At 63.5% G+C, this 26,498-nt stretch carries 26 protein-coding genes; 17 read left to right on the forward strand and 9 right to left on the reverse strand.

The window, feature by feature from the left end:
• Positions 1-65: 65 nt before the first annotated feature.
• Positions 66-1,589: a Ppx/GppA phosphatase family protein gene (locus SU48_RS02690; RefSeq protein WP_064013906.1), complete on the reverse strand. Its 1,524-nt coding sequence runs from the start codon at positions 1,587-1,589 to the stop codon at positions 66-68.
• A gap of 10 nt (positions 1,590-1,599) precedes the next feature.
• Positions 1,600-2,403 carry an enoyl-CoA hydratase-related protein gene (locus SU48_RS02695; RefSeq protein ID WP_064013907.1) on the reverse strand — a complete coding sequence of 268 codons (804 nt, stop codon included), beginning with the start codon at positions 2,401-2,403 and terminating at the stop codon, positions 1,600-1,602.
• Between the two features lie 246 nt (positions 2,404-2,649).
• Between SU48_RS02695 and ruvX the strand changes: the two genes are divergently transcribed.
• The 3 genes from ruvX (at position 2,650) to SU48_RS02710 (ending at position 6,155) form a co-directional block, all read left to right on the forward strand.
• Entirely contained in the window at positions 2,650-3,072 is a 423-nt protein-coding gene (gene ruvX, locus SU48_RS02700; protein WP_064013908.1) for a Holliday junction resolvase RuvX, read from the forward strand.
• Positions 3,073-3,581: 509 nt separating this feature from the next.
• A complete protein-coding gene (locus SU48_RS02705; protein WP_064013909.1) occupies positions 3,582-5,249 on the forward strand; it encodes a long-chain fatty acid--CoA ligase in 1,668 nt (555 codons plus the stop codon).
• Positions 5,250-5,360: 111 nt separating this feature from the next.
• A complete protein-coding gene (locus SU48_RS02710; protein WP_064013910.1) occupies positions 5,361-6,155 on the forward strand; it encodes a nucleotidyltransferase domain-containing protein in 795 nt (264 codons plus the stop codon).
• On the opposite strand, the gene SU48_RS02715 is transcribed toward SU48_RS02710, so the two are convergent.
• The gene (locus tag SU48_RS02715; RefSeq protein ID WP_064013911.1) at positions 6,136-6,612 is read right to left on the reverse strand and encodes an NADAR family protein; all 477 of its coding nucleotides are present in this window, start codon (positions 6,610-6,612) and stop codon (positions 6,136-6,138) included. The two genes, SU48_RS02710 and SU48_RS02715, sit on opposite strands and share 20 nt — an antisense overlap.
• Positions 6,613-6,700: 88 nt before the next feature.
• Between SU48_RS02715 and SU48_RS02720 the strand changes: the two genes are divergently transcribed.
• From SU48_RS02720 to SU48_RS02730, 3 genes are all read left to right on the forward strand, one after another.
• Positions 6,701-7,813: a methyltransferase domain-containing protein gene (locus SU48_RS02720; protein WP_064013912.1), complete on the forward strand. Its 1,113-nt coding sequence runs from the start codon at positions 6,701-6,703 to the stop codon at positions 7,811-7,813.
• Between the two features lie 85 nt (positions 7,814-7,898).
• Positions 7,899-8,912, forward strand: a complete 1,014-nt coding sequence (locus tag SU48_RS02725) for a Gfo/Idh/MocA family protein (RefSeq protein WP_064013913.1) — start codon at positions 7,899-7,901, stop codon at positions 8,910-8,912.
• Positions 8,909-9,274 carry a hypothetical protein gene (locus tag SU48_RS02730; protein ID WP_064013914.1) on the forward strand — a complete coding sequence of 122 codons (366 nt, stop codon included), beginning with the start codon at positions 8,909-8,911 and terminating at the stop codon, positions 9,272-9,274. The genes SU48_RS02725 and SU48_RS02730 overlap by 4 nt, the downstream gene beginning before the upstream one ends.
• A 291-nt stretch (positions 9,275-9,565) precedes the next feature.
• Here the strand turns inward: SU48_RS02730 and SU48_RS02735 are convergent, their stop codons facing one another.
• Complete coding sequence (locus SU48_RS02735) at positions 9,566-10,414, reverse strand: enoyl-CoA hydratase/isomerase family protein (protein ID WP_064013915.1); 849 nt, start codon at positions 10,412-10,414, stop codon at positions 9,566-9,568.
• Positions 10,415-10,587: 173 nt separating this feature from the next.
• Between SU48_RS02735 and SU48_RS02740 the strand changes: the two genes are divergently transcribed.
• Entirely contained in the window at positions 10,588-11,235 is a 648-nt protein-coding gene (locus SU48_RS02740) for a CAP domain-containing protein (RefSeq protein ID WP_064013916.1), read from the forward strand.
• A gap of 169 nt (positions 11,236-11,404) precedes the next feature.
• On the opposite strand, the gene SU48_RS02745 is transcribed toward SU48_RS02740, so the two are convergent.
• The 5 genes from SU48_RS02745 to SU48_RS02765 all read right to left on the reverse strand — a co-directional run bounded on the left by SU48_RS02745 (position 11,405) and on the right by SU48_RS02765 (position 16,199).
• Positions 11,405-11,884, reverse strand: coding sequence for a hypothetical protein (locus SU48_RS02745; RefSeq protein WP_064013917.1), 480 nt, complete (start codon positions 11,882-11,884; stop codon positions 11,405-11,407).
• A gap of 79 nt (positions 11,885-11,963) precedes the next feature.
• Positions 11,964-13,277, reverse strand: a complete 1,314-nt coding sequence (locus SU48_RS02750; RefSeq protein WP_064013918.1) for a thymidine phosphorylase — start codon at positions 13,275-13,277, stop codon at positions 11,964-11,966.
• Positions 13,278-13,486: 209 nt separating this feature from the next.
• Entirely contained in the window at positions 13,487-14,305 is an 819-nt protein-coding gene (locus tag SU48_RS02755) for a bacteriorhodopsin (RefSeq protein ID WP_064013919.1), read from the reverse strand.
• A 40-nt stretch (positions 14,306-14,345) separates the two neighbouring features.
• Complete coding sequence (locus tag SU48_RS02760) at positions 14,346-15,128, reverse strand: hypothetical protein (protein WP_064013920.1); 783 nt, start codon at positions 15,126-15,128, stop codon at positions 14,346-14,348.
• Between the two features lie 600 nt (positions 15,129-15,728).
• Entirely contained in the window at positions 15,729-16,199 is a 471-nt protein-coding gene (locus SU48_RS02765; protein WP_064013921.1) for a (4Fe-4S)-binding protein, read from the reverse strand.
• Between the two features lie 89 nt (positions 16,200-16,288).
• Between SU48_RS02765 and SU48_RS02770 the strand changes: the two genes are divergently transcribed.
• The 10 genes from SU48_RS02770 (at position 16,289) to SU48_RS02820 (ending at position 26,442) form a co-directional block, all read left to right on the forward strand.
• Positions 16,289-17,272 (forward strand): NAD-dependent epimerase/dehydratase family protein, encoded by a 984-nt coding sequence (locus tag SU48_RS02770; protein WP_064013922.1) that lies wholly within the window; start codon positions 16,289-16,291, stop codon positions 17,270-17,272.
• The gene (locus tag SU48_RS02775; protein ID WP_064013923.1) at positions 17,265-18,128 is read left to right on the forward strand and encodes an MBL fold metallo-hydrolase; all 864 of its coding nucleotides are present in this window, start codon (positions 17,265-17,267) and stop codon (positions 18,126-18,128) included. The genes SU48_RS02770 and SU48_RS02775 overlap by 8 nt, the downstream gene beginning before the upstream one ends.
• Positions 18,125-19,462 carry a F390 synthetase-related protein gene (locus SU48_RS02780; protein ID WP_064013924.1) on the forward strand — a complete coding sequence of 446 codons (1,338 nt, stop codon included), beginning with the start codon at positions 18,125-18,127 and terminating at the stop codon, positions 19,460-19,462. The genes SU48_RS02775 and SU48_RS02780 overlap by 4 nt, the downstream gene beginning before the upstream one ends.
• A 144-nt stretch (positions 19,463-19,606) precedes the next feature.
• Positions 19,607-20,620 carry a 3-oxoacyl-ACP synthase III family protein gene (locus SU48_RS02785; RefSeq protein WP_231881660.1) on the forward strand — a complete coding sequence of 338 codons (1,014 nt, stop codon included), beginning with the start codon at positions 19,607-19,609 and terminating at the stop codon, positions 20,618-20,620.
• Between the two features lie 566 nt (positions 20,621-21,186).
• Positions 21,187-22,074, forward strand: a complete 888-nt coding sequence (locus SU48_RS02795) for an SDR family oxidoreductase (RefSeq protein WP_064013926.1) — start codon at positions 21,187-21,189, stop codon at positions 22,072-22,074.
• Positions 22,075-22,112: 38 nt separating this feature from the next.
• Positions 22,113-22,709: a YdeI/OmpD-associated family protein gene (locus tag SU48_RS02800; RefSeq protein ID WP_064013927.1), complete on the forward strand. Its 597-nt coding sequence runs from the start codon at positions 22,113-22,115 to the stop codon at positions 22,707-22,709.
• 57 nt (positions 22,710-22,766) lie between these two features.
• A complete protein-coding gene (locus SU48_RS02805; protein WP_064013928.1) occupies positions 22,767-23,711 on the forward strand; it encodes an aldo/keto reductase family protein in 945 nt (314 codons plus the stop codon).
• An 86-nt stretch (positions 23,712-23,797) separates the two neighbouring features.
• Positions 23,798-24,457: a hypothetical protein gene (locus SU48_RS14065; protein WP_157451058.1), complete on the forward strand. Its 660-nt coding sequence runs from the start codon at positions 23,798-23,800 to the stop codon at positions 24,455-24,457.
• Positions 24,458-24,536: 79 nt separating this feature from the next.
• Positions 24,537-25,520, forward strand: a complete 984-nt coding sequence (locus SU48_RS02815) for an ABC transporter ATP-binding protein (RefSeq protein WP_064013930.1) — start codon at positions 24,537-24,539, stop codon at positions 25,518-25,520.
• The gene (locus SU48_RS02820; RefSeq protein ID WP_064013931.1) at positions 25,513-26,442 is read left to right on the forward strand and encodes an ABC transporter permease; all 930 of its coding nucleotides are present in this window, start codon (positions 25,513-25,515) and stop codon (positions 26,440-26,442) included. Before SU48_RS02815 ends, SU48_RS02820 begins: the two co-directional genes overlap by 8 nt.
• Positions 26,443-26,498: the final 56 nt, after the last annotated feature.

The raw sequence follows: 26,498 nt of genomic DNA on the forward strand, positions 1-26,498 counted from the left end.
TCGATTTCATTCAGATTGACGACAACTCCCGCTGTTTGGGGGTTGTTTTTTCTTGTGGCTTGGGCTCAGGCTTTCTCGGCTGGCATGACCTTGAATTCCAGCCCCCCGAATTCCCGAGTCCACAGGTCGGCCTTGTCGCGTGCGCCTGCAAGGTCTAGCGGCGTGGCCCCGCTGATCTGCACCGTCCACCCCTGCCCACTGCGAGTCAGACTGTGAATCTGGGTTTGGCCCGCGTGCGAGCGGTCTAGGCCGTCTGCGACACGCAGCATGGCCGACAAACGCGACACGAGGGCGCGGTCTGCGGCGGGCAGGGTCATAAAGTCGGCGTGCGACGGCTTGGGCAGACTTTTGCGGTGATAGCGGGCTACCTGCGCGATCCGTTCTATGTCGTGCGGGCCAAAGCCGCGTAACTCGGCGTGCCGGATCAGGTAGGCGCTGTGTTTATGGTGACTGCTCTGGGCCACGATTTGCCCGGTTTCGTGCAGGGCGGCGGCGGCGGTGAGCAGGCTGCGGGCGTCTTCTGGAAAGGGCACGCCCGCCGCAATCAGGCCGTCCATCAGGGCGCGGGACAGGGCGGCCACTTGCTGCGAGTGGCCCAAGTTCGCGCCGAAGCGTTTGGCGGTGGCCAGCACGCTGCGTTGGCGGGCGCTCAGGCCCGACGAGAAACTCTGGAAGCGCGAGAGTTCTTCGATCAACATGCCTTCGCGCAAGGCTCCCTCGCTGACGGTCACGGTTTCGGCTCCTAGCAGCTCCAGCGCGGCGTGCAGCACGGCGAGGCCCGCCACGATGGTATCGGCACGGTTGCCCAGTCCCGGCAGTTTGGCGCGTGTGGCGGGCGACAGGCGGCGCACCCGCTCCAGCAGTCCAGCCAGATCGGCCACAGAAAAGCCCACCCCGTTGATGCTCCCCTCACGGCCAGAAAGCACGGCGGCAGCGGCTTCTGCGGTGCCACTGGACAAAATGACGCGGGTGCCGGACTGGATTCGGAACCGGGCGGCGTGGGGGGCCAGCGCGTGCCGAACGGCGTCTTGCACGGCCTTGATCCCAGTCCTGTTGCCCCGTGTCTCATGGTGCAGGTGCGCCCGCGTCATGCGGATGCTGCCGAGGGGCAAGCTCAGGATGTCGGCGGCCTGATCGGGGCCGCCCCGCGCAAACTCCAAGCTGCCGCCGCCCAAGTCGAGCAGCACGTTGTCTGGCCCCAGTTCTACGCTGTGGGCCACGCCCAGATACGTCAGTTCGCCTTCGCGCTCCCCGCTGATGACCGCCGGATAAACCCCGGTGCGGGCCAAAATTCGCGCCGCTACCTCGGAGCCGTTGGGAGCCTCGCGCAGGGCACTCGTGGCGTACACGCGCACCTCACTCACGCCCGCTGCGGCGGCCAATTCCTTAAAGCGGGTCAGCGCCGAGGCCAAGCGGTGTTCCCCTTCCGGCGTCATGTTTCCGGCGGCGTCCAGACATTCGCCCAATTTGGTGCGGTCTTTCAGGGCGTCCAGCACCCGGAAATCGCCCTGCTGGTTGGCTCCGGCGTGGGCCTCGGCAATCAGCAGGTGGCTGGAATTGGTGCCGACATCGGCTACAGCTACTTTCATCGGCTGGCCTTCATTCGGGTTCAGTCGCCGCCCGCACGAACTCTGGTGCACGCTTGGCCTTGAACGCGGTCACGCCTTCCTCATGCTCCCAGTGGTCTCCGGCCAATTGTTGCAGTTCGGCCTCTAGGTCGAGTGCGGCGTCCAGCGTGCTGGTCATGGCGGCGTTCAGCGCCTGCTTGGTCAGCTTCAGCGCGTGGGCCGGGCGCGAGGCGAGGCGTTCGGCGTAGGCCTGCACCGCGTCTGCAAAGCCTTCGTCGGCCAAGATTTCTTCGCAGAGGCCGTACTTCAGCGCGTCGTCGGCCCGCACCCGGTCTGCTAGGGCCATCAGCGCAAAGGCGCGGTGGTAGCCCACCAAGCGGGGCAAAAACCAAGTGCTGCCGCTGTCTGGCACGAGGGCAATGTTGGAAAACACTTCGATCAGGCTGGCCGATTGCGCCCACAACCGAATATCGCCCGATAGAGCGAGGCTTGCGCCCGCGCCCGCTGCCACGCCGTTGACTGCCGTAATTACGGGTTTGCTCAGCCCGCGAATGGTGCGAATCAGCGGGTTATAGGTGTGGTTCAAGTGTTCGGTGAAGGTCATGTCGCGGCCCGACACGTCGCCCAGATCCTGCCCCGCGCAAAAGCCCCGGCCCGCGCCCGTGATGACCACCACTCGCACGGCGTTGTCAGCGTCAGCGGCCTGTAGTTCCGCTGTCAGCATCAGCAACAGGGCGTCGTTGGCGGCATTCAGCTTGTCGGGGCGGTTCAGCGTCAGGGTACGCACGCCCGCGCTCGTGTGGCTCAGGATGACTGGGGATTCGGGTTGGGTCATGGGGTACAGGGTAGCAAGGCGCTGACGCGCGGTGAGTAGCAAGTGGTCAGTGGTGAGTGGGAAAAGATTGGAGCGTATGAGTGATGGTGTTGCTCCCTCACCCTTGACTGGTACAGCCCGAAGGGAGGGGGGAGGGTCGGGGACTCGCAGAGCTGCGCCAGCAGAGGGGGTGAATGAGCGTAGCGATTGCCTTTCCACTGACCGCTCCCCACTCCCCACTCACTGTTTTTCACCTATCCTCCCCCCATGACCCCCACCGCCCCACCCACCGTTCTCGCACTCGACGTCAGCAAGCGGCGCATCGGCTTTGCGGTCAGTGCCGGAGGGCTGGCGTTCGGGCGCGGTAGCATAGACCGCAAGCGCCTGCCCCTAGACCTGAAAGCCGTGCGCCTGCGCGTGAAGGAATCGGGGGCAGGGCTGCTGCTGCTGGGGCTGCCGCTGGACGCCGATGGCGGGCACAATGCCGCGCTAGACCGGGTGCGGGCCTTCGGGCGGATTTTGCAGGAGCAGGGCTACACGGTGGCCTATCAGGATGAACGCTTTACCACGCAGCGGGCGCGGGCGCTGGGGGCCGCCGATGAAGACGAGGCTGCCGCCGTGCAAATTCTGGAACTGTACCTGATGGGCCTGAAGCACAACGCGCCCACTGAGCCGGAAGAATGGGAGTAGGGCGTGGTGAACACAGACTGATCTACCCCTCTCACCTATCCTTCGCGCCCCCATGTTCTGCACCCCACCGGGCCTATGCCCCGTAAGATGAAGCATGGCCCTCCACTCCATCTGGCAGCGGGTCAAAGCATTGTTCAGGCATTCTTCTGGCGGCCAGCGGCGAGAGGATGAAGGCGACGGCGCGGGCGTGCTAGTGGGTGTCGGCCCGCGTCCGCTGAGAGGTGGGGCACAGGCCAAGCCGCCTCGGCATTAAGGGCAGAAGAAGCGCCCTCGGCGTGGGGTGTCCCTGTCTACGTTGCGGATTGGGGCCGCCGTATGGAGCCGCCCCGATCTAGACTCGGTTAAGCTCCGCACTTTCCCGCTAGAATACCCCCACACGTAGGCTTTCCCGTTTGGGGCAAACACAGGGCGAACCGCCGCCCTTGCTTCCCTGTTGCTGCTTTCCCCTGTTCAGAACTTCTCTCGCTGATCTGTGCCCACACAGCAGCCCACTTCCCCGGAGGCCACCCATGCAAGGCAACATGATGGATGTACCGCTCACCGTTCCCTTCATTCTGGAGCGGGCACGTACCACCTACGCTGGCCGTGAAGTCGTGAGTTTGCTGGTGGCAGGCCGCGACGAAGCCGGGCAGCCGATTGCTCACCGTCACAGCACCACCTATGGCGCGGTAGCTGACCGGGCCTTGCGTCTGGGCGCAGGTCTGCTGGGCCTCGGCCTGCAACCGGGCGACCGGGTAGCCACACTGGCCGTCAATTCCTTCCGGCACCTAGAGGCCTATTTGGGCGTGCCCAGCGCCGGATTGGTGCTGCATACCGTGAATATCCGGCTGCACCCAGAGCAGATCGCGTGGATTTTGAATCATGCCGAAGACCGCGTGCTGCTCATCGAAAACGTGTTCGGGGCCATGATTCCGGCCATCAAAGCTGCCTGCCCCAAGCTGGAGCATATTCTGGTGCTGGGGCCGACGCCTGCGCCTATTCCTTTGCCCGGCGTGGCCGACTACGACGCCTTTGTGATGGGTCAAGAACCTCTGGCCCGCTACCCCCAGATCGCTGAAACCGACGCGGCGGCCATGTGCTACACCAGCGGCACCACCGGAAACCCCAAAGGCGTGCTGTACACCCACCGCTCTACGGTGCTGCACTCGCTGGTCAGCGCCCCCAAAGACGGCCTGAACGTGGGCGAGGCCGATACCGTGATGCCGATTGTGCCCATGTTCCATGTGAATGCCTGGGGGCTGCCCTACACCTGCGCCATGTACGGCGCGAAACAGGTGTTCGGGGGCGTGTTCAGCGATGGGCGCACGCTGGCCGGACTCCTTCAGAACGAGGGCGTGACCATCACGGCGGGCGTGCCGACCATCTGGATGGGCCTACTGGCCGAGCTTGACCGGGCCAAAGCCGAGGGCGAAGCCTACGACCTGCACGCCCTAGAGCGCCTGATCGTGGGGGGCAGCGCCGCGCCCGAAAGCCTACTGCGGGCCTTCTGGAACAATCACGGCCTGACCATGCTGCACGCGTGGGGCATGACCGAAACACACCCGCTGGGCACTGCCAGCAGTGTGCCCGCCGGAGTCGATGCCAACAGCGACGAGGGCTTTGCGCTGCGGGCCAAGCAGGGCCGCGCCGTGCCGCTGGTCTGGCTCGATCTGCTCTCGGAAGAAGGCGAGAAATTGCCCCATGACGGCAAAACGATGGGCCGCCTGATCGCGCGGGGGCCGTGGATCGCCAACTCCTACTTCAAGGGCGAGGGCCAGAGCAATTTCTTCGAGCTGGACGGCAACCTGTGGTTCGACACGGGCGATATCGCCACGCTGGACGCACGCGGCTATATGCACATCCAAGACCGCTCCAAAGACCTGATCAAGTCGGGCGGCGAATGGATCAGCAGTGTGGATTTGGAAAACGCGATTATGGCCCACCCCGCTGTGGCCCAGTGCGCCGTGATTGCCATGGAAGACCCCAAATGGGATGAACGCCCGCTGGCCGTCGTCGTGCCGCGCCCCGGCCAGAGTGTCAGCCACGAAGAAATCATCGCCTTCATCTCGCCCAAGTTCGCCAAGTTCTGGCTGCCCGACGCCACCATTACCGCCGAGAGCATTCCGATCGGAGCCACCGGCAAATTCCTGAAACGCGAAATGCGCGAGCAGTACAAGGATTTCAAGCCGGGAAGCTGAGGTAGGTGCAACACTCGTGCCCCAAGTCCACCCGACTGGGGCACGGTCGTTTGCTCTGCTCAGTCATTCTGCCGATGCTGTTGCCCCGTGCTACACGCCACACTACTGGGCATGACCGTTCTTTCCCAGCTTCCAGAGTGGTTGCCTGACCTGACCCGGCTTTGGGCTGCCGAAGAAGGCGTGCTGGCCGTCGTCCTGACCGGAAGCTTCGCACGGGGCGACGCCGATGAATGGAGTGATCTGGACGTGCAAGTGCTGGTGGCAGACGGCGCACCTATAGGCGGCCACACCTCCTACCACGGAGGCCTGCTGCTGAGCGTAGACCGCAGCGAACTGGGCCACCGCGAACGCGCCCTGACCGATCCCGACACGGCGCTCTGGAACCTGACGGCGCTGCGAACAGGTCTGCCGCTGTACGATCCGGCGGGCGTCTTTGCCGTGCTGCAAGCCAAAGCACAGGCGCTGGAATGGGCTACGCTTGCGCCCGAAGCGCATAGGCAAGCGGCCAGCCGAATCGCTGGGACTGCCGAAGAACTCCACAAGATCATGGGCGGCCTGAACGCGGGCGACGGGGAAAAAGTCGCTTATGCCGCGCTGGGCCTGATGCTGGGGCTGGGGCAAGCAGCCCTGCTGAGTACCGGAACCCTGATTCCCACCGAGAACCGTTGGCTGACACTGGCCCGCGATGCCTGGCCCGATGCTGTGTGGCGCGAGTCTTTCTCTTGCTTGGCAGGACTGGGAACCGACTCGCCAGAAGCGCGGGGGCGTGCAGGCCTCACCGCGTATGGGCGGGCCGTCGCTTTGGCCCAGTGGCCCCTAGATTTTGAGCAGGAGCGCCGTGAATATGCTGTGGCACATGAGGCGGCGCGGCGGGGTGCAGCCTTTCTCAACCGAGTTGTCCCCTAAACTCTGCCCGCACCTGCTCCAGCGCCAGCCCCAACAGATTCTGGCCCCAGCGGGCGCGGTTGGCTTCGGCGTCGTCTTCGCGGTAGCCGATACCCCAGATACGGTCAGACGGCGAGGCTTCTACTAGGGGCGCGTCGCCCGTTTCGAGCAGTACGGTGCGGAGTTTGGGGTTCTGGCCGAATTTCAGCCGCAGCATGTCCAGCGCCACCTCAAAGCGTTTGGCCTCCCACACGGCGTTGTCGTAAGGCGTGACCAGACGGCCCAGGCGTTTGCATTCATCGGGCGTGGGCGCGGCCAGAATCGCGGTGAGGCGTTCTTCATCCCCAAAACACTGCGCTTTGCGGGCCATCAAATACTGTTCGGCGGTGTGGTAGGTCACGCCGTCAGCCGTAAAAAAGCTGGGGTGAAAGTTGGAAAAGGGATGTGCAGTGCGGTAAAAGTACACGGGTAGGGTCATAGATGCAGCATGCCATGCGCCGCGTTTCGGTGCATCGGCGCTGTGGCCTAAGCCGCCTCAGCATCCCGGTAGGCTATACTGCTCTGCTATGCCGCGCCCCGCCCGCTCTTCCCGTTCTGATCGCCGTTCTGACAATCGCCATGACCCCAATTCGCCCTTTAAGCGCAAGGCCAGCAAGCCCAAAGGCGATTACCGGGAGCGGCAGCCCGCACACGAATACGTGCTGGACGTGTTGCCGGGGCTAGAGGCGATTGCGGAAAACGAACTGGCCGATGTGCCGTTGGCCCGCGATATTCGTGGCCTGCGCTTCTGGTATCCCGGCGACATGGAGCGCCTGAACCGCCTGAAATCGGTGGTGGCCGTGTACCGCATCAAGGCTTGGGATGTGCCGCGCCCACGCGGTTTTTTGGGCAACCAGCAACTGGGCGAACTGGCAACGTTCGTGGCAGAAGTGGCGCGGGTGGGCGGCCACACCTCCTTCCGGTTGGGCGCGGCGGGCAAAGAATCCAGCGTGATGCAGCGCCTCGCCTCCGAACTGGAAGGACTGATCGGCCTGACACACAATGCCGAAGAAGGTGAACTGCTGTTGCGGTTCCGGCCCGAAGAACACGGCGAAGGCTGGGAAGTGCTGGCCCGCATGACGCCCCGGCCCCTGTCGGCGCGGGCGTGGCGCGTGTGCAACATGAACGGCGGCCTGAACGCGACGCTGGCCTACGCGGTGCTGAAACTGGCTGGGCAGCGCGACGAAGACCGCATTTTTAACCCCATGAGCGGCAGCGGCACCCTCCTGATCGAACGCTCCCTGATGGGGCCATCGGCGGCGATGGTGGGCGTAGATATAGACCCCGCCGCCGTGGAATGCGCCCAGCGCAACATCAAAGCCGCCAAACGGGAAATAGAGGTGGCCTGCGTGGACGCCCTGAACACGGGCCTGCCAGACCGCTCCTTCGATCTGATCTTGGCCGATTTGCCTTGGGGCGACGCCATCGGCACGCACGGCGGCAACGAAGTGTTGTACCCCGCCTTCCTGAAAGAGATGTACCGCCTGCTGAGCCGTCAGGGACGCTTGGCCGTCATCACGCACGAGATCAAGTTGTTTCAGGGATTACTGGAAGACAGTACCGAGTGGTACGCCCGCGAACTGTTTCAGGCGTTCAGCGGGGGGCATCATCCGAAGGCGTATTTGCTGAGCAAGCGGTAAAAGGGCTGTGGGACGTGGGTTGTAGGTTGTGGGTCAATCTTGTCTTACAGCCCACAACCCACCTCCTCCACCCTTATCCTGTGGCATGACATCCACAGGAGCAGGCTTACGCTGGGGCATCTTGGGCGCGGCGCGGATTGGGCGGGCACTCATTCCGGCTATTCGGGCGGCGGGCGGAGAAGTGACGTTTTTGGGCGTGCGCGAGCCGAATTCCGAGCGGGCGCGGGCCTACGCCGACGAGTGGAACATTCCGGCGGTGGGCAGCTACGCCGACGCATTGGCCTCTGATGTAGACGCCATTTACAACCCCCTGCCCAACGATCTGCACCTGCCCATGACCCGCGACACCTTGGGGGCCGGAAAACACGCCCTGACCGAAAAGCCGTTTACGCTGAACGCAGACGAGGCCGCCGAACTGGAACGCGAAGCGGGGGCGGCAGGCCGGGTGCTGCTGGAAGCCTTCGCCTACCGCTTTCAGCCGCATGTGGGGCGCATCATGGAACTGGTACGGGGCGGCGAACTGGGCGAGATTCGGGCCTTCCGGGGTGCGTTCGGCTTCCCGCTCACCAACCCCGACGACTTCCGCTGGGACGCCAGCAAGGGCGGCGGGGCGCTGTTCGATGTGGGCACCTACCCAGTGAATCTGATGCGCCTGCTGCTGGGCGAACCGCAAAGCGTCACTGCCCGCGCCCGCTGGACAGACGGTGGGGCCGCATCCGGTGTGGATATGGGCCTGAGCGCCGTGCTGGATTACCCGCAGGCTTCGGCCAGCATCGACTGCGCCTTCGACTGGGGAGATACGGCCACGCAGCGCCTCACTGTCATTGGCAGCAAAGGCACGCTGGACATGTCGGGCGTGTTCCACAGCAACACCGACAAGCCCAGTACGTTTACCATCACCAACGCCGCTGGCTCGCGGGAGGAAACATTCGGGCCATTCAACGCCTATGCGGGCATGGTGGCCCATTTTCAGCGGGTGGCGCTGGGGCAAGAAGCCGCCCTCTATCCGCCCAGCGACGCGGTGGCCCATGCCCGCGTGCTGGACGCCCTGTATGCCTCGGCCCGCACGGGGGAAAGGGTGGAGATTCACGGGTCTTGAGTTGGCCGCATTCAGAAATTGAGCGCCTGACGGCCCAGTACGGCACGGTTCCACCCCCTTGGATTCCGTATCCCGAATTCCACCCGCTGAGTGCGTTCTGGCGCATGGGCGGCGGTGAGGGTCACATCATGCTGTGGGGGCAGTGGTGGGACTCGCGGCATTGGGATGAGGCCCAGCGGCTCGCCTATTTCCGCACGTTTCCGCCTCCGCCGCGTTGGTTGCTGTGGGTGGGCGACGCGATTTGGGGTTCCGATTCGGATGACGAACTGGAGGAAGACGCTGTGCTGGAGCGGTTGGAAGGCTTGGGCTTCGGCAGCCGCGCCGAGTTCTTGGCCGATTGGGAGGATGAGCGGTGGGAGTGAGGGGCGGGTTTCTGGAGTTTGTCCCACGCCTTCCCCCACCCCCCAGCCCCCGCCCCCAAAGGGTGCAGGGGAGTTGGTCGCTGCGCTCGGCAGGATTGATCTTGTCGCGTCCTAACTCGGCTCAATCCCTCATCTGAAGCGGAATCGCCTATTCATTCCAAGATGGAATTGGCCCGCGCGTTTCACGCACGACGGCCTCACATGCATTCGGGTGGCGCGTTTTAGGTTTGCCACACGGCGAATTGAGCTGTTGCCACCGCCCATCCATCCAAGTCATTCACTCCACGATCCCTAAATCGGTGCATCCTCCGCAAAGTTCGGCTCGCGCTTTTCGCGGAGGCTGGCTAAGCCTTCGCGCACATCGGGGCCAGTGAAGCCCAAGAATTCTAGGGCGAGGCTGGCGTCAAACGTCGGGCCTGCCGCACGGAGCCAATTGTTCAGGGCGTATTTTGTCCAGCGCACAGCGGTGGGGCTTCCGGCGGCCAGTTGACGGGCCACCTTCCAAGCGCGGTCAAGCAGTTCCTCGTCTGGCACGCACAAACTGACCAGCCCAATCCGCTCGGCTTCCTCGCCCGACACGGGTTCTCCGGTCATCAGGTGGTATTTGGCTTTGTTCAGGCCGCACAGCAAGGGCCAAATGATTGCCGCGTGGTCGCCTGCCGCTACGCCCAGCCGCACATGGCCGTCCAGCAACCGCGCTGTTTTGGCCGCCACACTCACATCGGCCAGCAGGGCCACCGCCAGTCCCGCACCCACGCAGGGGCCGTGAATCGCGCTGACCACAGGTTTGCCGCAATTGATCACGTTGTACACGAGGTCACGGGCTTCGCGCCACACGCGGGCCAGCGCTGTAAAGTCCGACGCCATTTCTTCGATCAGTTCAAAGTCTCCGCCCGACGAAAAGCCTCGGCCTTCACCCCGAATCAGCACGCAGCGCACGCCTTCTGCGGCGTCTATATCGCGCCATACGACGGTCAGGGCGCGGTGGGCGGCGGCGTTCACGCTGTTTAGGGTGCGGTCATTTTGCAGCACCACTTCCAGAATCCCGCCGTCGTGCATCTGGAGGCGCAGGCCGGGATAAGCGCCGGGTGCGGTGAGTTGGGCCACGCTGGGAGTCTGACCGAAAAAATGGGGAGTCATGGGTTGAGGCTAGTACAGATAGAACCGGATTGATGAGCAAAATCACCAGAGTGCTGCCTTCTATTGCCCCCATTTGGGTGTGTGCCATATAACGCACCAGGCCGGCAGAACAGGCTTACCTTAAGGGTGTTTCTTTGCTGACCAGACTGCATCTTAATTTGGAGGCCTAACGTATGAGTGCATTCCTTCGCCTGCCTGCTGCCCTGCTTGCCCTCTGCGCCGTGCTGACCGCCTGCCCCGGCTCTACGCCGCCACCCTCTGGAGTGCGGGTTGATGTGACCGATTTTGATACCAAGCAGGACTTTACCTATGTCTCCAACAATTTTCAGGCGGCCCGCGCTCCGTTGTCGGTGGCCCCGCGATCTACCGCCGAAGCCAAGATGCTAGAGGCTGTGAATACCGAACGCGCACGCGGCGGTGTTTGCCCGACCAGTGGAGGCGGCACGGTGGCTTTTCCTGTCCGCGCTCCCCTGATCTTCGAAGGCCACTTGCACGCTGCGGCCACCGGACATGCCGCCCACATTGTCACCAGCCAAACCAGCACCACCCTCAGCCATATCGGTGAAAATGGGAGTACCCCGGCCCGCCGCATGGTCGAGGCTGGCTACACGCCGCTCCCGACTTCGGGCACAAAAGCCGTTTTTCTGGAATCCATCGCGTTGGGCATAGACGACCCTACCGAAGTGATTGCCGCATGGAAAACCAGCGTGCGCCACTGCGCCGCCCTATTTGACGGGGCAACCGATGGAAGTGCGGCGCGGGGCCAGCGCGGGCAGACGGTGGCGTGGGTGCTGGACGTGGGCGGCGTTGTTGTTAAGTAGGTCGAAGTTAATCTACAGATTAACCGAGCGGAGCGAGTATCGAAGACAGTACGTCGGAGTGGGAATGCTTGAGTGAGGGTTCCCGAGTAAGCGCTTTCAAAGAGAGCGGCCACGAAAAGGCAGGACGGGTTTGCAACTCTGCCCCGTCCTGCCTGTGTGTTCCCTACCTTCAGCCCAGTTTGCGTTTCAGGTAGTCGTCCAGTTGCGCCAGTTGCAAGTTCAGGTCGCGCTGCAAGGCGTCTATGCGGGCGTTGGTGGCAGCCAAGTCGGAGGCGCTCAGTTCCTTACCCATGCCCAAAGCTTTCGGCGCTTGCATCTGGGTTTCTAGCGTGCCGAGGCGCTGGTCAATGTGGGTTTGCAACTGGGCAAAGCGGCTGCCTTCCTGACTGTCGAGGCTCACGCGCAAGGCTTCCATGTCGCGCAGCAATTTGGCGCTGTCGGCCTGTGCCCGCAGTCCTGTCACGCCTGCCCAGAAGTAGAACACCAGAGCCAGAACCAGCCCCAGCAGCAGCAAAATCATGCCCAGCGGCACGCCTGTGTAGGTCACGAAACCCAGGCTGAGGGTGTGGGGAAAGGTCAGGGCGTTGATGTTGAGGATGCCGAACAGCACCAGCAACACCACGATGACGATCAGGACAATGGTACGCATATAGAGCAAGGTAACACCCCGGCTGGGGCAACGGGCCGGGGCAAGATTGCGAGAAAGTTCACGGAAAGGAGTCGGTGAGTCAGTTCACGCGGTCAAGGATCAAGGCTTCCTGCGCGGGTTGGGTGGCTTGCAGGGTCAAGCCCGCCGTCAGCAGGCCGCGGGCCACATCCAACCCCCGCCCATCCCGGTGATACAGCCGTAGCACGGGGTCTCCGGTCTGTACCGCGTCGCCGGGTTTTCTCAGGAGTTCCACGCCTACACCGTGATCAATCGCTTCGCCTTTGCGCTCGCGCCCACCGCCCAGCACCAGTACGGCGCGGCCCACGCTCAGGGCGTCTATCTTGCCCACGAAGCCGCTGCTGGTCGCCAGAATCTCCTCGCGTCCGGGGGCCACGTCAAACAGGCTGGGGTCGTCTACGTAGGTCGGGTCGCCGCCCTGCCCCTCGATAAAGGCCCGGAATTTGGCGAGGGCCGAGCCGTCGCTGAGCGTGGCTCGGGCGCGGGCTTCGGCTTGCTGCTCATCTTCGCCCTGTGCGGCCAACGCCTCTACGGCCAAAGACACGCACAGTTCGGTCAGGTCGTGGGGGCCGTGACCGCGCAGGGTATCCAGCGCCTCCAGCACCTCCAGACTGTTGCCCGCCATAAAGCCCAGCGGCGCGTCCATGTCGGTCAGCACGGCCCGCACCTGCCGCCCCGAATGCTTGCCGATGTCTACCATCGCCCGCGCCAGCCCGCGTCCGTCTTCCAGCGTCTTCATGAACGCGCCCGCGCCGACTTTCACGTCCAGCACCACCGTATGCGCCCCCGATGCCAGCTTCTTGCTCATGATGGAACTGGCGATCAGCGGCAGGCAATCCACGGTGGCCGTTACGTCGCGCAGGGCGTACAACTTGCCGTCGGCGGGCGCGAGGTCTTTGCTTTGGCCTACCAACGCCAGCCCAATCGTGCGGGCCTGTTCCAGAAAGTGGGCTTCATCTAGCTCGCTTGTCCAGCCCGGAATGCTTTCCAGTTTGTCGATGGTGCCGCCCGTGTGGGCCAACCCGCGCCCGCTCATTTTGGCTACCGTCAGGCCCAGCGCGGCCAGCATCGGCGTCAGAATCAGGCTGGTTTTGTCGCCCACGCCGCCTGTAGAGTGCTTGTCTACGGTGCGCGGCAAGTCGCCAAGGTTCATCTGATCGCCGCTGGCCGCCATCACCAGCGTCAGGGCGGCGGTTTCGGGGGGCGTCATGCCCTTCAGGTACACCGCCATCAGCCACGCCGCCACCTGATAATCGGGCACCTCATTCCGCGTATAGCCCAGCACCAACGCTTCCAGTTCTGCGCGGGAATGCTCGTGTCCGTCGCGTTTTTTCTGAATCAGGTCAGGAATGTGAAGTTTCGTGGTTGCAGTCATACGGCAGTGTACGGGGCAAAGCGGGCCGGGGGCTGTAAAACTCTCGCCCCCGGCCCGCTGGTATGGGTGAATTGGTTGTGTGGTGGGGAAGGCGTCTAAGGGTCTGTGGTTTGAGGGTCTAAGAAAGGCTATTCGCTTCGCTCACTCACCCCCTCCCCAACCCTCCCCCCTCAAGGGAGAGGGAGCAAAGCCTAAGGAGTCAGAGTTCTTTAATCGGCGGCTACAGGTACAGGCATTCCCGCCGTCTGAGCTTTTTCGGTGCGGCTGGCGGCGGCCAAGTCCTCTTCGGTCTTTTCCCGTGCGATGCCCAGAATCAGGAGGCCCACGCCCACTTTGGCGAGCAAGTCGGCGGCGCTGTTGCACACCTGCACCAAGGTCAGCACGTTGGGGCCAGAAATGCCCAGAATCGGCAGCGCGTAGATGACCGGATAAAAGATCCACGAGGCCAGCAGCACCCAGCGCAGGCGCGAAAACAGTTGGCGCACCCGCACCGATTCGAACGACAGCACCCGGCTCATTTCGCCCCACAGCACATACAGGATGTACAGGAACGGAATGCAGGCCAGCAGGCCCCACACCGCACGCCCGCCCAAATTGTCGCCCTGCACTTCGCCTATATAGCCCAGCCCGATCATCAGTACGGCAGAGGTCGCCATGCGCGTGACCAGACTGGCGCTTTGTTGGCGGCCCAAATCCAGCACCAGCATAATGGCCGACAGCAGCAGCGGCACGGTGCCCAGCCAGTCGGCGTAGCGCAGCACGTAATTGAACGCTGCTCCGGTGGGAATGTGCTGGCCGCCTTGCAGGGCGTAAGCATCCAGCCAACTGCCGTACAGCCGGAAGTAATGGTAGGCGGCCATCGTGGTCACGGCGGCCATCAGAGAAATGGCGATGCTGTAGTTGCGGGCCACATTGCGCCGCAGCAGGATAAACAGCAGGGTAAACGCTCCGAACGCGCCGATGGACAGGTTCAGGACATTCAGCACAAGGCTGTATTGGGTCGGCGTGAGGGTAAACAGATCGGTCATGGCGGTACCTCGGAAGGGGACAAGGAGCGGAATAGGGTGGTTAGGACAGCTGATGCCGGAACTGCCGTCCCTCGGCGGGGCCTGCCACCCGGTCTATCTGGAGGGCCAGCGATTCGCGCAGCTGCACGCCGCTGTCGTTGCCGTGCTTGGTTTTCATCAGGCGCACCACGCGCTCGGCGGCCACGCCCAAATGGGTTTGCAGCACGTGTTCGAACAAAGCCCACATGACGGCGTTGTCGGGCAGGGCGGCGGCACGGGTGCGCCACGCAGGAGAGGCGGCGGGGGTCGGCGGCACTCCCAGCGTTGGCCCCAGCGTGGGCAACTGGCGCTGCTGCCACGCCAGCTGAAGCACAGACCGGAAGGAGCCTGCTGCCAGCAAGTCCTGCTTGCTCTGAATCCGGCCATCGACCAGATGCCACACCACGAGGCTGGAGCGCACGCGGGCCGCCACCACGCCCGAAAATTCGGCGGTCATCAGGTGAGTCAGGCGGTCATTGATCTGCCACTGATCCATGTGTTCGCTGCCGCTGGGTTGCCCGTCTACGGCAGCGAAGGCCAGCACCGCCAGCGTCGCGTCCAGTGCAAACAGGCGCAGCGTGCTTTGGGGGCGCGGGCGGTTCAGTTCCTCTAGGGCGAATTGGCCCGCTTGTTCCTCGTACTGGGCGTACACCACGCGCCCGCCCTGAAAGATCAGGTGTCCGGGTTCGTGTCCCGGCCCGCTCAATTCCAGCAGCAGATCCTGCTCGAGCAGGGCGGCGCGGCCCAGCACGGCGGCCAGCATGTTGGCCCCGTAAGTCACGATGCTGCGCTGCTTGGTCAACATGTCCAGAACGGTACTTGTCAGTGGGGAAGGTTGAATGGAAGTCACACGTCGTCTTTCCTTTGTGAATGGGGAGGTTCTGGAGCAGCAGGAAGGCACAAGTTTGGCCTGACCACCCAAAAACCCATTGGGGGCTACAGTTGTTCAGTTGAATGGCCTACGGAATAGATGAAAGCTAGATGACAATTTATTGAGAAGCTGCCTCACCAATCGGGTGATTTACCTACATTTACACCCCCTCACCCGAATTCTTAAGGCCGACGCCCAAACCCTTTATGAAACCGGTTCACCTGTGCCGAACGGCAGTCAAAGAGATGATCAGGGCCATGTTGATGACCACAAGTCAGGCTCTGGTCAGTTCATGTATCCTCACGCGCACTGATTTATTTGCTTGGAGTTTTAAGAGAACGCCCCGCGATGGTATTCGGGGGCGATAAAGAACATTGGAGTGAGGAGATTGCAGCTAAGCGGGGCAGCAAAGAGGGGCAGCAAAGAGGGGCAGCAAAGAGGGCAACCGATACTGTTGCTCCCGATTGCCCCGCTGTTCGTTTCAGGTGTCGTTTCAAACCAGTTGCAGGCCAAGATTCAGCCCGCTCCAGTCGTTCAGCCTGCTGATGTGGTTGTTGTGCCCTCGGCTTCCGGTTCGCTGCGCCAGCCGATTTTGTCGTGTGTGCCGTCGCAATACGGCTTGTGTGTGCTGGCTCCGCAGCGGCACAGGGCGGCGCGGACTTCCCGCACGGGGCCGCCCGCAGTCATCAGGGTCAGGTCGCCTCGCACGATCAGGGGGCCGTTGGGCAGCGGGGCGATGGTGGTGGCTGGGTCGGGTGTTTCGGCGGGGCCACCCTCCAGCACGTAATGCAGCGCCCCGGTGGGGCAGGTTCGTACCACAGCGGCCACCGCCCCCGCCTCCGCGTTGGCGGGCTGAATCCACGGGCGGGCCTGCGGGTCAAACACATTCGGCAGCCCGCGCACACAGGCCGCCACATGACGGCAGCGCACGGCGTCGTAATACACGGTGATGCCGGGGGCGGTGTAAGCCTTGCCGCTGGTGGTGGCGCTCTGGGGCTGGGTCATGGCCCAGTTTAACCGACTCGTCAGCACGTTACCGTTGGTCTGCGTCCCCATTCCGTAGAGCTTTCCGCCCGGTAGGCTACCCTGCACCTATGCGGGTACTGGTCACGGGGGCAACGGGCTTTTTGGGGGGCGTGGTGGCCCGCCAACTGGCGGCGTCCGGCCACGAGGTCTGGGGCGTGGGCCGCGACGCCGTGCGGGGGCAGGCGCTAGAAAGAGACGGCGTGCGCTTCGTGCCGCTGGAGTTGCGAGGGGGCACAGGACTAGCACAGCTGATAGCTGAAGCCGATGCGGTGGTACATTCGGCGGCGCGGTCTACCTTGTGGGGCCGCTGGGCCGACTTTTACGCCGACAATGTCGAGGTGAGCGCGGCAGTAGCGCGGGCCTGTGCCGGGGCGGGCGTGCGCCTCGTTCACATCAGCACACCCAGCGTGTACAACGCCACCGGGCACACCCGGAATATCCCAGAAAGTCTTTCTGTCGGCCCGCGCTTCGACTCTCTCTACGCCCGCAGCAAATACTTGGCCGAACTGGAAGTGCAGGCTATTTACCCAGAAGCGACTTTGTTACGGCCACGCGGCATTTACGGCTCCGGCGATACCAGTATTTTGCCCCGGCTGGCGCGGGCGTTGCGGGCTGGACGGTTGCCGCGCTTAGACGACCCTGAATTACATGGTGGGGGCGAGGTTCACACCGAACTGACGCACGTGCGGAACGTGTCGCACGCTATCGCTCTGGCGCTCACGCGGCCCGCCCCTGGCCTCTACAACATCACCGACGGCGTCACCATTCCCATTTGGGCCACCCTAGACCGCTTGGCCGATGCGCTAGATGTGCCTCGCCCCACCCGGCAGGCCAACCCCCGCACGCTGGAAGCGGTGGCCCGCGTGCTGGAAGCTGTGTATGCCCTGCATCCCCGCCGCCCCGAACCGCCCCTGACCGCCAGCGGCGTGAGATTGCTGACGCGGGGAATGACCCTAGACCTGACCCGCGCCCGTGAACGCTTGGGGTATGTGCCTGTGGTGCATCCCGATCAGGGGTTAGAGGAAGCGATAGGAGCGGTAGCCCATGCCTGAGCCAGTCACTGTGCGTGTCATTCCCCTCGCGGCGGGCGAGTGCCTGAACTTGGCGGCGCTGACGCAGCGGGGCGCGGCGTGGCGGGTGCAGGCGTATCCGGCGGGGTTCGCGCTGCTGCTGCATCCGTCTGGCCCGGTGCTGCTGGACACGGGTTACGGCCCGCAGGTGCCCCGGCTGATGCGGCGCTGGCCCGGCGTCCTCTACGGCCTGATTACCCCCGTTCGCTTGGCGGCAGGCGGCACGGCGGCGGCGCAACTGGCCCGCTTGCGGCTGGATATTCGGAGCGTCAAAACAGTCATCGTGTCGCACCTGCACGCCGATCATGTGGGCGACTTGCGGGCGTTTCCAGCGGCGCGATTCCTGTTGGATGGCGCGGCCTATCCGCCCCTGCGCGGCCTGCGTGGACTCCGGGCGGTGCGGCGGGCCTTCCTCCCCGAACTGTTGCCGCCCGATTTCGAGGCCCGCACGGACGCCCTGCCTTTTGCCCCGGCCCCCGCGTGGCTGGCCCCCTTTGCCGAGGCCGCCGATGTGTTCGAAGACGGCAGCGTGTGGGCGGTGCGGGTGCCTGGTCACGCCCCCGGCATGATCGCCCTAGTGGTGCGCGAGGCGGCGGCAGGCGAGGACGGCTCGGAATGGACACTGCTCGCCACCGACGCGGCGTGGAGTGTGCGGGCCTTGCGGGAAGGTGGGGAGGTTCATCCACTGGCCCAGAACGCCTTTTTTGACGTGCAGCAGGAGCGCCGCAGCCGTCAGCAGTTGCAAGCTTGGCTGGCCCGCCATCCCCGCGCCCGCGTGATCGTCAGTCACGATATTCCAGAAGACCGTGTACCGGAAGCAAGGAATCTTGGGGCATGAACGACGCCCTCGCCGCCGTCTGGTACGCCCTCGCGGAAGGCCGTCTGCAGTTCCGTACCCGCGTTGCGTTGGAGCGACATCAGGAACGGCTGGCGCGGGGGCATCTGCGCTGGGTGGCCGCCCACAGCCCCGCCGTCGCTCAGAGGTTTTTGAAGGCAGGCCTCGGCCTCAGCCAGTGGCGCGAGTTGCCGCCCACCGGAAAGGCCGAGATGATGGCCGACTTTGACCGCCTGAACACCGCCGGATTGCGCCTGTCGGATGTGTTGGCACTGGCTCGCGCTGCGGAAGATCACCGCGATTTTTCCGGCCAGTTGCGTGGGGCGGCAGCGTCGGCTTTCGCGGGGCAGGCCGTGACGGTGGGACTGTCCAGCGGCACCAGCGGCACACAGGGCGCGTTTTTGGTAGGTGTGCAGGAGCGGCAACGTTGGGCGGGCGTGATGCTGCGGCATCTGCTTCCGCCGCCTTTTTCCCGCAGTCTGCTGCGCTCTCAACGGGTGGCCTTCCTGCTGCGGGCCGAGGGTGCGCTTTACCGCAGTGTGCAGAGCCGCCGCATCCGCTTCACGTTTCTGGATTTGCTGCGCCCCGTGCCCGACTTGGCTGCCGCCCTCACCGCTGCCGATCCAACCCTATTGGTGGGGCCGCCCAGTGTGCTACGTGCCCTGCTGGAGGCCGGGGCACAGGCCAATCCAGAGCGCGTGGTCTGTGTGGCCGAGGTGCTGGAAGAGGCAGACCGCGCCGCCTTAGAAGCCGGATTTGGCCCGGTGGTGGGGGTGTATCAGGCCACCGAGGGGCTGCTGGCCCTGCCCTGCCGATACGGAACGTTGCACCTGAACGAAGCCCACGTCCACTTTGACCTTGAACCGCTAGGCGACGGGCGTTGGCGGCCCATTATCACCGATTTACGCCGCCGCGTGCAGCCTATGATCCGGCACCGCCTAGACGACATTTTGCAGCTTGACGATACCCCCTGCGCCTGTGGCAGCGTGGCGCGGCGGTTGGCGCGGATCGAGGGGCGGCAAGACGACGCGCTGGTGTTTGCCGATGCTTCGGGGCAGCCCGTGACCGTGTGGCCCGACTTTCTCCGGGCGGCCCTGAACCGCGTGCCGGGGCTGAGGGAGTACCGCGCCGAACAGAGCGCCCCGGATACGCTCTGGCTGCTGCTCGATCCAGACTTGCCCCCCATTCGTACTGCTGCCGCTGCCGAAGTGAAGGCGGCGTTGGCCCGCGCCGGAGCTGATGCTGAGAGCGTTCGCCTGTGCTTCGGCCCGCTGCTGCCCGCGCCACCGGGAACCAAACGCCGCCGGGTGCTGCGCCGCAGTGTTCCTGTTTCGTAAGGATTCCGCTCCGTTCCCACACATCCAGAACCTCACTGTCTGCGCGTCCACTTCACGGAATCCCACTTTCTTCCCACTCGCTTCGCTCGGATTGACTCCCACAACAGATGGGAGCCAACCGGAATCCGCTCCAGAGGTCAATTCATGATGAGTTCCCCGCCCGCCGCTCTCCCCGTCCGCATTTTGGGCACCGGCCAAGCCTTGCCCACCCGCGTCGTCTCCACCGCCGAGGTGGCCGCCCTGTGTGACCCATCGGGCGGCCTGACTGCCGAGGCCGCCGAAGCCCGAACCGGGGTGCGCGAACGCCGCTGGTTGTCGGGGGCAGAGACGGCGCTGACGCTGGGAGCCGAGGCCGCCCGGAACGCGCTGGCAGCGGCGAATCTGGATTTGGAAGACATAGACGTGCTGCTGAATGCCAGCGGGTCTCAGGCCCAGCCGATTCCCGACGGTGGAGCGCTGTTGGCCCGCGAGTTGGGGCTGAGCGGGCGGGCGGCCTACAGCTTGCACGGCACTTGCCTCAGCTTTCTGTTGGCCATGCAACACGCTTCACTGCTCATCGCATCCGGCCAAGCGCGGCATGTCCTGATCGTCAGCACAGAGGGCGGCAGCGTGGGCCTGAACATGAATCAACCCGAAAGCGCCCTGCTGATCGGAGACGGCGCGGCGGCGGTGGTGCTGGGGCAGGCGGTGCGCCCCGGCCAGGGCCTGCACGCGGCCCGTATAGAGACCTACCCGGAAGGCGCAGACCACACCCGCATCGTGGGCGGCGGCACCCTGCGCCATCCCCGCGATCCCGCCGTGCAGCCCGCAGAATACCTGTTCGATATGCAGGGGTTGGGCGTGTTGAAACTCGCCAGCCGCGTCGTCCCCGCCTTTCTGGAACGCCTGCGCCCCGGCCTCAGCAGCGGGTTGGTGGGCATTTCGCGCGTCATTCCGCATCAGGCCAGCAAAGTGGGGCTGGACTTGCTGCGCCGCTACGGCTGGCCCGCAGACCGGGTAGAAGTGACCCTGCCCACGCTCGGCAACGTCATCGCCGCGAGTTTGCCCCTCACGCTGCATGGGGCGCTCAGCAGCGGGAGGGCGGGGGAGGGCGACACGCTGCTACTGGTGGGCACAGGCGCGGGCCTCACGGCGGGCGGGATTATTTTTGAGGTGTAAAGATTCGACTCTATTCCCTTCCCTCCATGCTTGTTTGACCCTTGCCGCTGGTAGATTCATACGAATTCGGCAACGACACACGCCAGACCCTGTTAAGCTGACCCACGAGGTTGTTATGCGTTTGAATCTTCTCCCGCTTCTGCTCGCTCCCCTTGTTCTGGCTGCTTGCGATAGTCCGCGATTGATGCCCGGAGGAGCCACCATTAGCAGTTTCCCCTCAGCTCAGGGATTCTCGTTTGTAGGGCCGTATTCATCCATCTTTCTTGAGACGGAACCTGCTGCCGAGGCCATCCGCAGTCAAGTCGATCACGTTGTATTTGTCGTGGGGGACAAGACGTTCCCGGCCAACCGAACCCCCGATCTGACCAAGCCACATTCTTATTATTGGTTCACATCTAACCCCTGTGAGGAATTGCCTCAAGGCGACACGTTGCCCCTAAAGTACGAGATGTTGGACGCCAACAACGCCGTAGTGCAGCAGGCGAGTACCACCGTCGATATTCAGACTTGCAGATAAATGGGGCCGGTAAATGGGTCAGTAAAATCTGATCTGTCATTCTTTTTCCATGCCCACCCCACCCGTGCCGCTGACCGGAAAAGTTGCCCTCGTTGCCGGAGCCACACGCGGCGCGGGGCGCGGGATTGCCACCGAACTGGGCGCACTGGGGGCCACCGTGATCTGCACGGGCCGCAGCACCCGCGCCAGCTCCAGCGATCTGTGCCGCCCCGAAACCATCGAAGACACCGCCGACTTGGTCACGGCAGCGGGCGGCGTGGGCGTCGCGTGGCGCTGCGATCACAGCGACGCGGCGCAGGTGGCAGCACTCATGGCCCATCTTCAAACCAAATACGGGGGCCTCGACATCCTGATCAACGATATTTGGGGCGGCGAATCGCTGATGGAATGGGGCAAAAAGGTCTGGGAACTCGACCTGAACAGGGGCCGAATGATGCTGGAGCGGGCCATCTGGACGCACGTTATTACGGGCCATGCGGGATTGCCACTGATGCGGGCGGGTGGCCTGATTGCCGAAATCACCGATGGCGACGGCTGGTATTACCGGGGCAGTTTCTTCTACGATCTCGCCAAAACGGGCGTGATGCGCCTTGCTCAGAACTGGGCCAGCGAACTGAAAGACGATCCCCGCGCCATCACCAGCGTTTCCGTCACGCCCGGATTCCTGCGCAGTGAGGAAATGCTGGCCCATTTCGGCGTCACCGCAGAGACTTGGCGGGACGCCGTGAAGCAGGAACCTGACTTTGCCGAGTCCGAAACGCCGCATCTGGTGGGCCGGGGAATAGCAGCATTGGCGGCTGACCCCCAAAAGCACCGCTTCAATGCTGGGGCTTTGGCCTCGTGGACACTGATGGATGAATATGGTTTCAGCGATCTGGACGGCAGCAAACCGCACTGGGGCAACTGGTACCGGGAGAAGGTGAAGCCGAGGCTCTGAGCTTTGCGGGATGTGGTTCCCTCTGTCATCCTGAGTTCATGTCCCCAGACCTGCCCGCGCCCGCAGACTTCGAACCGGAAGACCGCGCCGGGTGGCGAGAATGGCTGAGTCAGCATCATGCCTCGGCGCGGGGCGTGTGGCTGGTACTCCGCAAAAAGGCCGCGCCCGTGCCCAACCTGACGTGGGCCGAAGCCGTGCAGGAAGCCCTGTGCTTTGGCTGGATAGACAGCAAGCCGCGCAAGATGGACGACACGCGCTCGGCGCTGTATTTCGCGCCGCGCAAGGCTGGGAGTGGCTGGAGCGCGGTCAATAAGAACCATATAGAACGGCTCGTTGCGGCAGGCCAAATGACGGCGGCAGGGCAGGCCCGCATAGACGCCGCCAAAGCGGATGGCTCGTGGGCGCTGCTGGACAGCGTGGAAGCCCTACAGGTGCCGGACGATCTGGCTGAAGCTCTGAGTACGGTTTCCGGCGCACTGGACGGCTGGAACGGCTTCCCCGACAGCGCCAAGAAGGGCATCTTGCAATGGATCGTGCAGGCCAAAACCGCGCCGACTCGCGCGAAACGTATTGCCCAAACGGCGGAATTGGCCGCGCAAGGCATCCGGGCCAACTCTTGGAAGCCGGGGCGTTAACCTTTCCATAATTCGCCTTTCCAATCTGCCTCCTGCTTTATTCGGTAAAGTACCCGCATGGAATACCGGAACTTGGGCAAGAGTGGTCTTAAAGTCAGTGAAGTGGCGCTGGGCGGCTGGGAAACGTATGGCCGCAGCGTGAACGAAGAGCAACTCGTGCGCGATATCGTGATGAAGGCCTACGAGGAAGGCGTGAATTTCTTCGATCAGGCCGATGTGTACGCGCGCGGCAAGTCCGAAGAGATGATGGGCGCGGTGCTGCGCGAGTTGCCCCGCCACACGCTGGTCATTTCCAGCAAAGTGTTCTGGCCCATGAGTGACGACGTGAATGACCGGGGCCTCAGCAGAAAGCACGTGCTGGAAAGCATCGACAAGAGCCTGAAGCGCTTGGGCACCGATTACCTCGACATCTATTTTGCCCACCGCTACGACGAAAGTGTACCGATGGAAGAAATTGTGATGGCGTTCGATCAAGTCGTGCGTTCGGGCCGCGCCATGTACTGGGGAACGAGCATGTGGCCCGCCGCCCGCATTGCACAGGCCGTAGAATTTGCCCGCGCACACGGCCTGCACGCCCCCGTCACCGAGCAGCCCGAATACTCCATGCTGCGCCGCGAGCGCGTGGAAAAAGAAATTTTGCCGTACACCCAGGATGCGGGCGTGGGCCTGGTGGTCTGGAGTCCGCTGGCGATGGGCCTGCTGACCGGCAAATACGACGAAGGCAAGCCCGAAGGCGCACGCCTGACCGAAAACGAGAACTGGGGCAAGAACTTCCTGACCGACGAAAACATTCAGAAGGTGCGTGACCTGAAGCCCATTGCCGACGATTTGGGAATTACGCGGGCGCAATTGGCGCTGGCCTGGATTCTGCGCCAGCCGGGCGTCAGCAGCGTGATTACCGGGGCCACCAAAGTCAGCCAGATCGAGGACACCGTGAAGGCCGCTGGAGTCCGCCTCAGCGAAGACGTGAGTGGCAAGATCGAGGCGGTATTGGGGCGCTGAGACAATAGAACAAGTCCCCGACTTTCCTCTGTTGGGAAGTCGGGGTTCAATTTGTGCCAGTCTCTTGGTTATCTTGGGTGTCAATTATGCAGATCTCTACGCCGTTGGGGTCATTGCACTTTCGGACGGCTCTCGGCCCTGCGCGTGTTGATCTTGGACAACCAGAATCCATTGCTGATTCTCACTTCTCGGCACGGGCTTTTGCTATTCCACAAGCACGTGGGAATGTCCTGCTTGGCCCTGTCGATCCTCACCTTCTGCCACAGCAGAGCGTAAAGGCGTGCTACGGCGTGCGTTGGCAAGTGGAAGCGTTGGATGACTGGCCCGAAACTTGTCATCTGGGGTTGGCTTGTTGTTGGGGCAATGACTCCTGCTGGACGGAACATGGCAGGCACTCCGGGCAAACTGTAGAGGGTCATTCTTGGTCACGCGGATTGATTCAGGTCAATGTGGGCACACTCAGCGCCGATGAGGGCTTGGCTGCCTATGCCGATAGCCCATTCTTTACTTTGCCGAAGCGTTGGTTTGGTGCCGCGGAATTGATATCGGTTCGGGCTGATTCAACCGGAATAGCCATCAAATATCCAGCTTTGAGGCGTGGCGAAGTCTGCCATGCTCAGATAGTCGTGGCTTGGAAGAAGCGTCAGGATGCTGAAGACGATGACACCGACTTCGCTGTCGATCTCTCTCCATTGCAAATAGCTTCAGCGGCGTATCCAGATCAGTTTCTCAAGAGTAGGAGTTAAGTGCTGATCTGTTGGCTCTTCTGCCAATCTGCAACTTTAGCCGCTCTCCTTGCGCCGCCCCACGCCCTATGCTGACCGGATGACGCAGCAGCGGGCCACCTCCTCAACAGCGGCCATAGAAACGCGGGAACTTCAGAAAGTGTACCGGGGGCGGGCAGTCGTGGACGGCCTCACCCTGACGGTGCAACCCGGCGAGGTGTTCGGATTCCTCGGCCCCAACGGCGCGGGCAAAAGCACCACCGTCAAAATGTTGCTGGGCCTAGTTCATCCCAGCGGCGGAGAAGTGCGCGTGCTGGGCGGCCATCCTTCTGACCCTGGCGTGCGCTCTCGCCTCGGCTTTCTGCCCGAACAGTTCCGCTTTCAGACGTGGATGACCGCCGAAGAATTCCTGCGCTTTCACGGACGGCTGGCAGGTCTGCGGGCCGATGAACTCCGCGTCCGCATTCCGCAGGTGCTGGAAACGGTGGGTCTCGGCGGGCGCGGCACCGAGTCGCTGGGCGGCTATTCCAAAGGCATGTTGCAGCGGGCGGGGCTGGCCGGAGCAATCTTGGCGCGGCCTCAACTGGTGTTCCTTGATGAACCCACCAGCGCCCTTGACCCGATTGGGCGCGTGGAAGTGCGCGAAATCATCGAGGGGCTGCGGGCGCAGGGCGTGGCTGTGTTTCTCAATTCCCATTTGCTGTCGGAAGTGGAGCAGGTGTGTGACCGGGTGGCCTTCGTGAAGGCGGGGCGGGTGCTGCGGCAGGGCAGTATGCGCGAGCTGATGGGCGACGTGCTGCCCGTAGGCGTGCGCGTAGACCGCTTGACGCCGCCGCTGCTGGAGGCGTTGGCCCGCATAGGCGAGGTGCGCCACACCGACACCCAGAATCCCGAACACACCGACATAGAACTGTGGGTGCAGCGCCGCGAAGACGTGCCCGCGCTGGCCGACGCCGTTCATGCACAGGGCGCGAGGCTGTACGCTCTGACGCCCCGCCAGCCCGATTTGGAAACCATGTTCTTAGAACTGATGGAAGGCACGCCCGAAACTGTTGCGCCGCGTAAGGAGGCCGCCCATGTCTGAAGCCACTCGCTCCGAGACAACTCTATCTGCACCCCACACGCCGTCGTTTTGGCGCAACACCCTGCTCATCGCTGAACTTTCTCTGCGCGAAGCCGTCCGCAAGCGGTTGGTTATCGTGCTGCTGGTTCTCACCGGGGCGTTCGTGGGCTTTTATCTCTACGGCATCTTCCGGCTGGAAGGCACGCTGGATCAACGCGCCATAGACGCGGGGCTGGAGGGCCGCAGCATCAGCGGCTTGGCCAACGCGCCCATCGTGTATGCCTCGGCGTTCGGCATGTATCTGGTCTTCTTCCTCGGCTCGCTCATGGCCGTGCTGTCCACGGTGGGCGCGGTCAGTGGCGACGTAGAAAACGGCGTGATGCAAAGCGTCATTGCCCGCCCGATCACACGGGCCGCGCTGGTGCTGGGGCGCTGGCTGGGCTTCACCATCGTCAACGTGTCGTATATCGCGCTGATTAGCACGGCCCTGCTGACCGGCATTTACCTGATCACCGGGTTCCTGCCGCCCGCGCCGCTGCCCGCTGTGGGCCTGATCCTGCTCGCTATCGTAGTCATCACGGGCCTGACCGTTCTGGGAAGCACCCTGTTCAGCACACTCGCCAACGGTATCGGCGTGTTCGTGTTATACGGCGTGGGCTTCGCGGGCGGCATTCTCAGCACCATCGGTTCGTTTGCCGATAGCCCGACGCTGGTCACGCTGGGCCGGGTCGCCAACTACGTGATGCCCACCAACGCGCTGTGGCTGGGGGCCAGCTACCACCTGCAAAACGAATCGGTGCTGCAACTTGGAGAAATGGCACGCGGGGCCAACCCCATTTTCGGCAATGCCCCTATTGCCACTGGGCTGGTGCTGTGGGCCTCGGCGTTGGCGGTGCTGGCGGTACTGGCGGCCATGTGGCGCTTCAGCCGCAAGGATTTGTAGGCGATTGGGCGGGGGCGATGCTGTGTGCAACAGCCTTTCGCCCCCGCCCTGTTTTA

This window comes from Deinococcus puniceus (assembly GCF_001644565.1).
GTDB lineage: Bacteria > Deinococcota > Deinococci > Deinococcales > Deinococcaceae > Deinococcus > Deinococcus puniceus.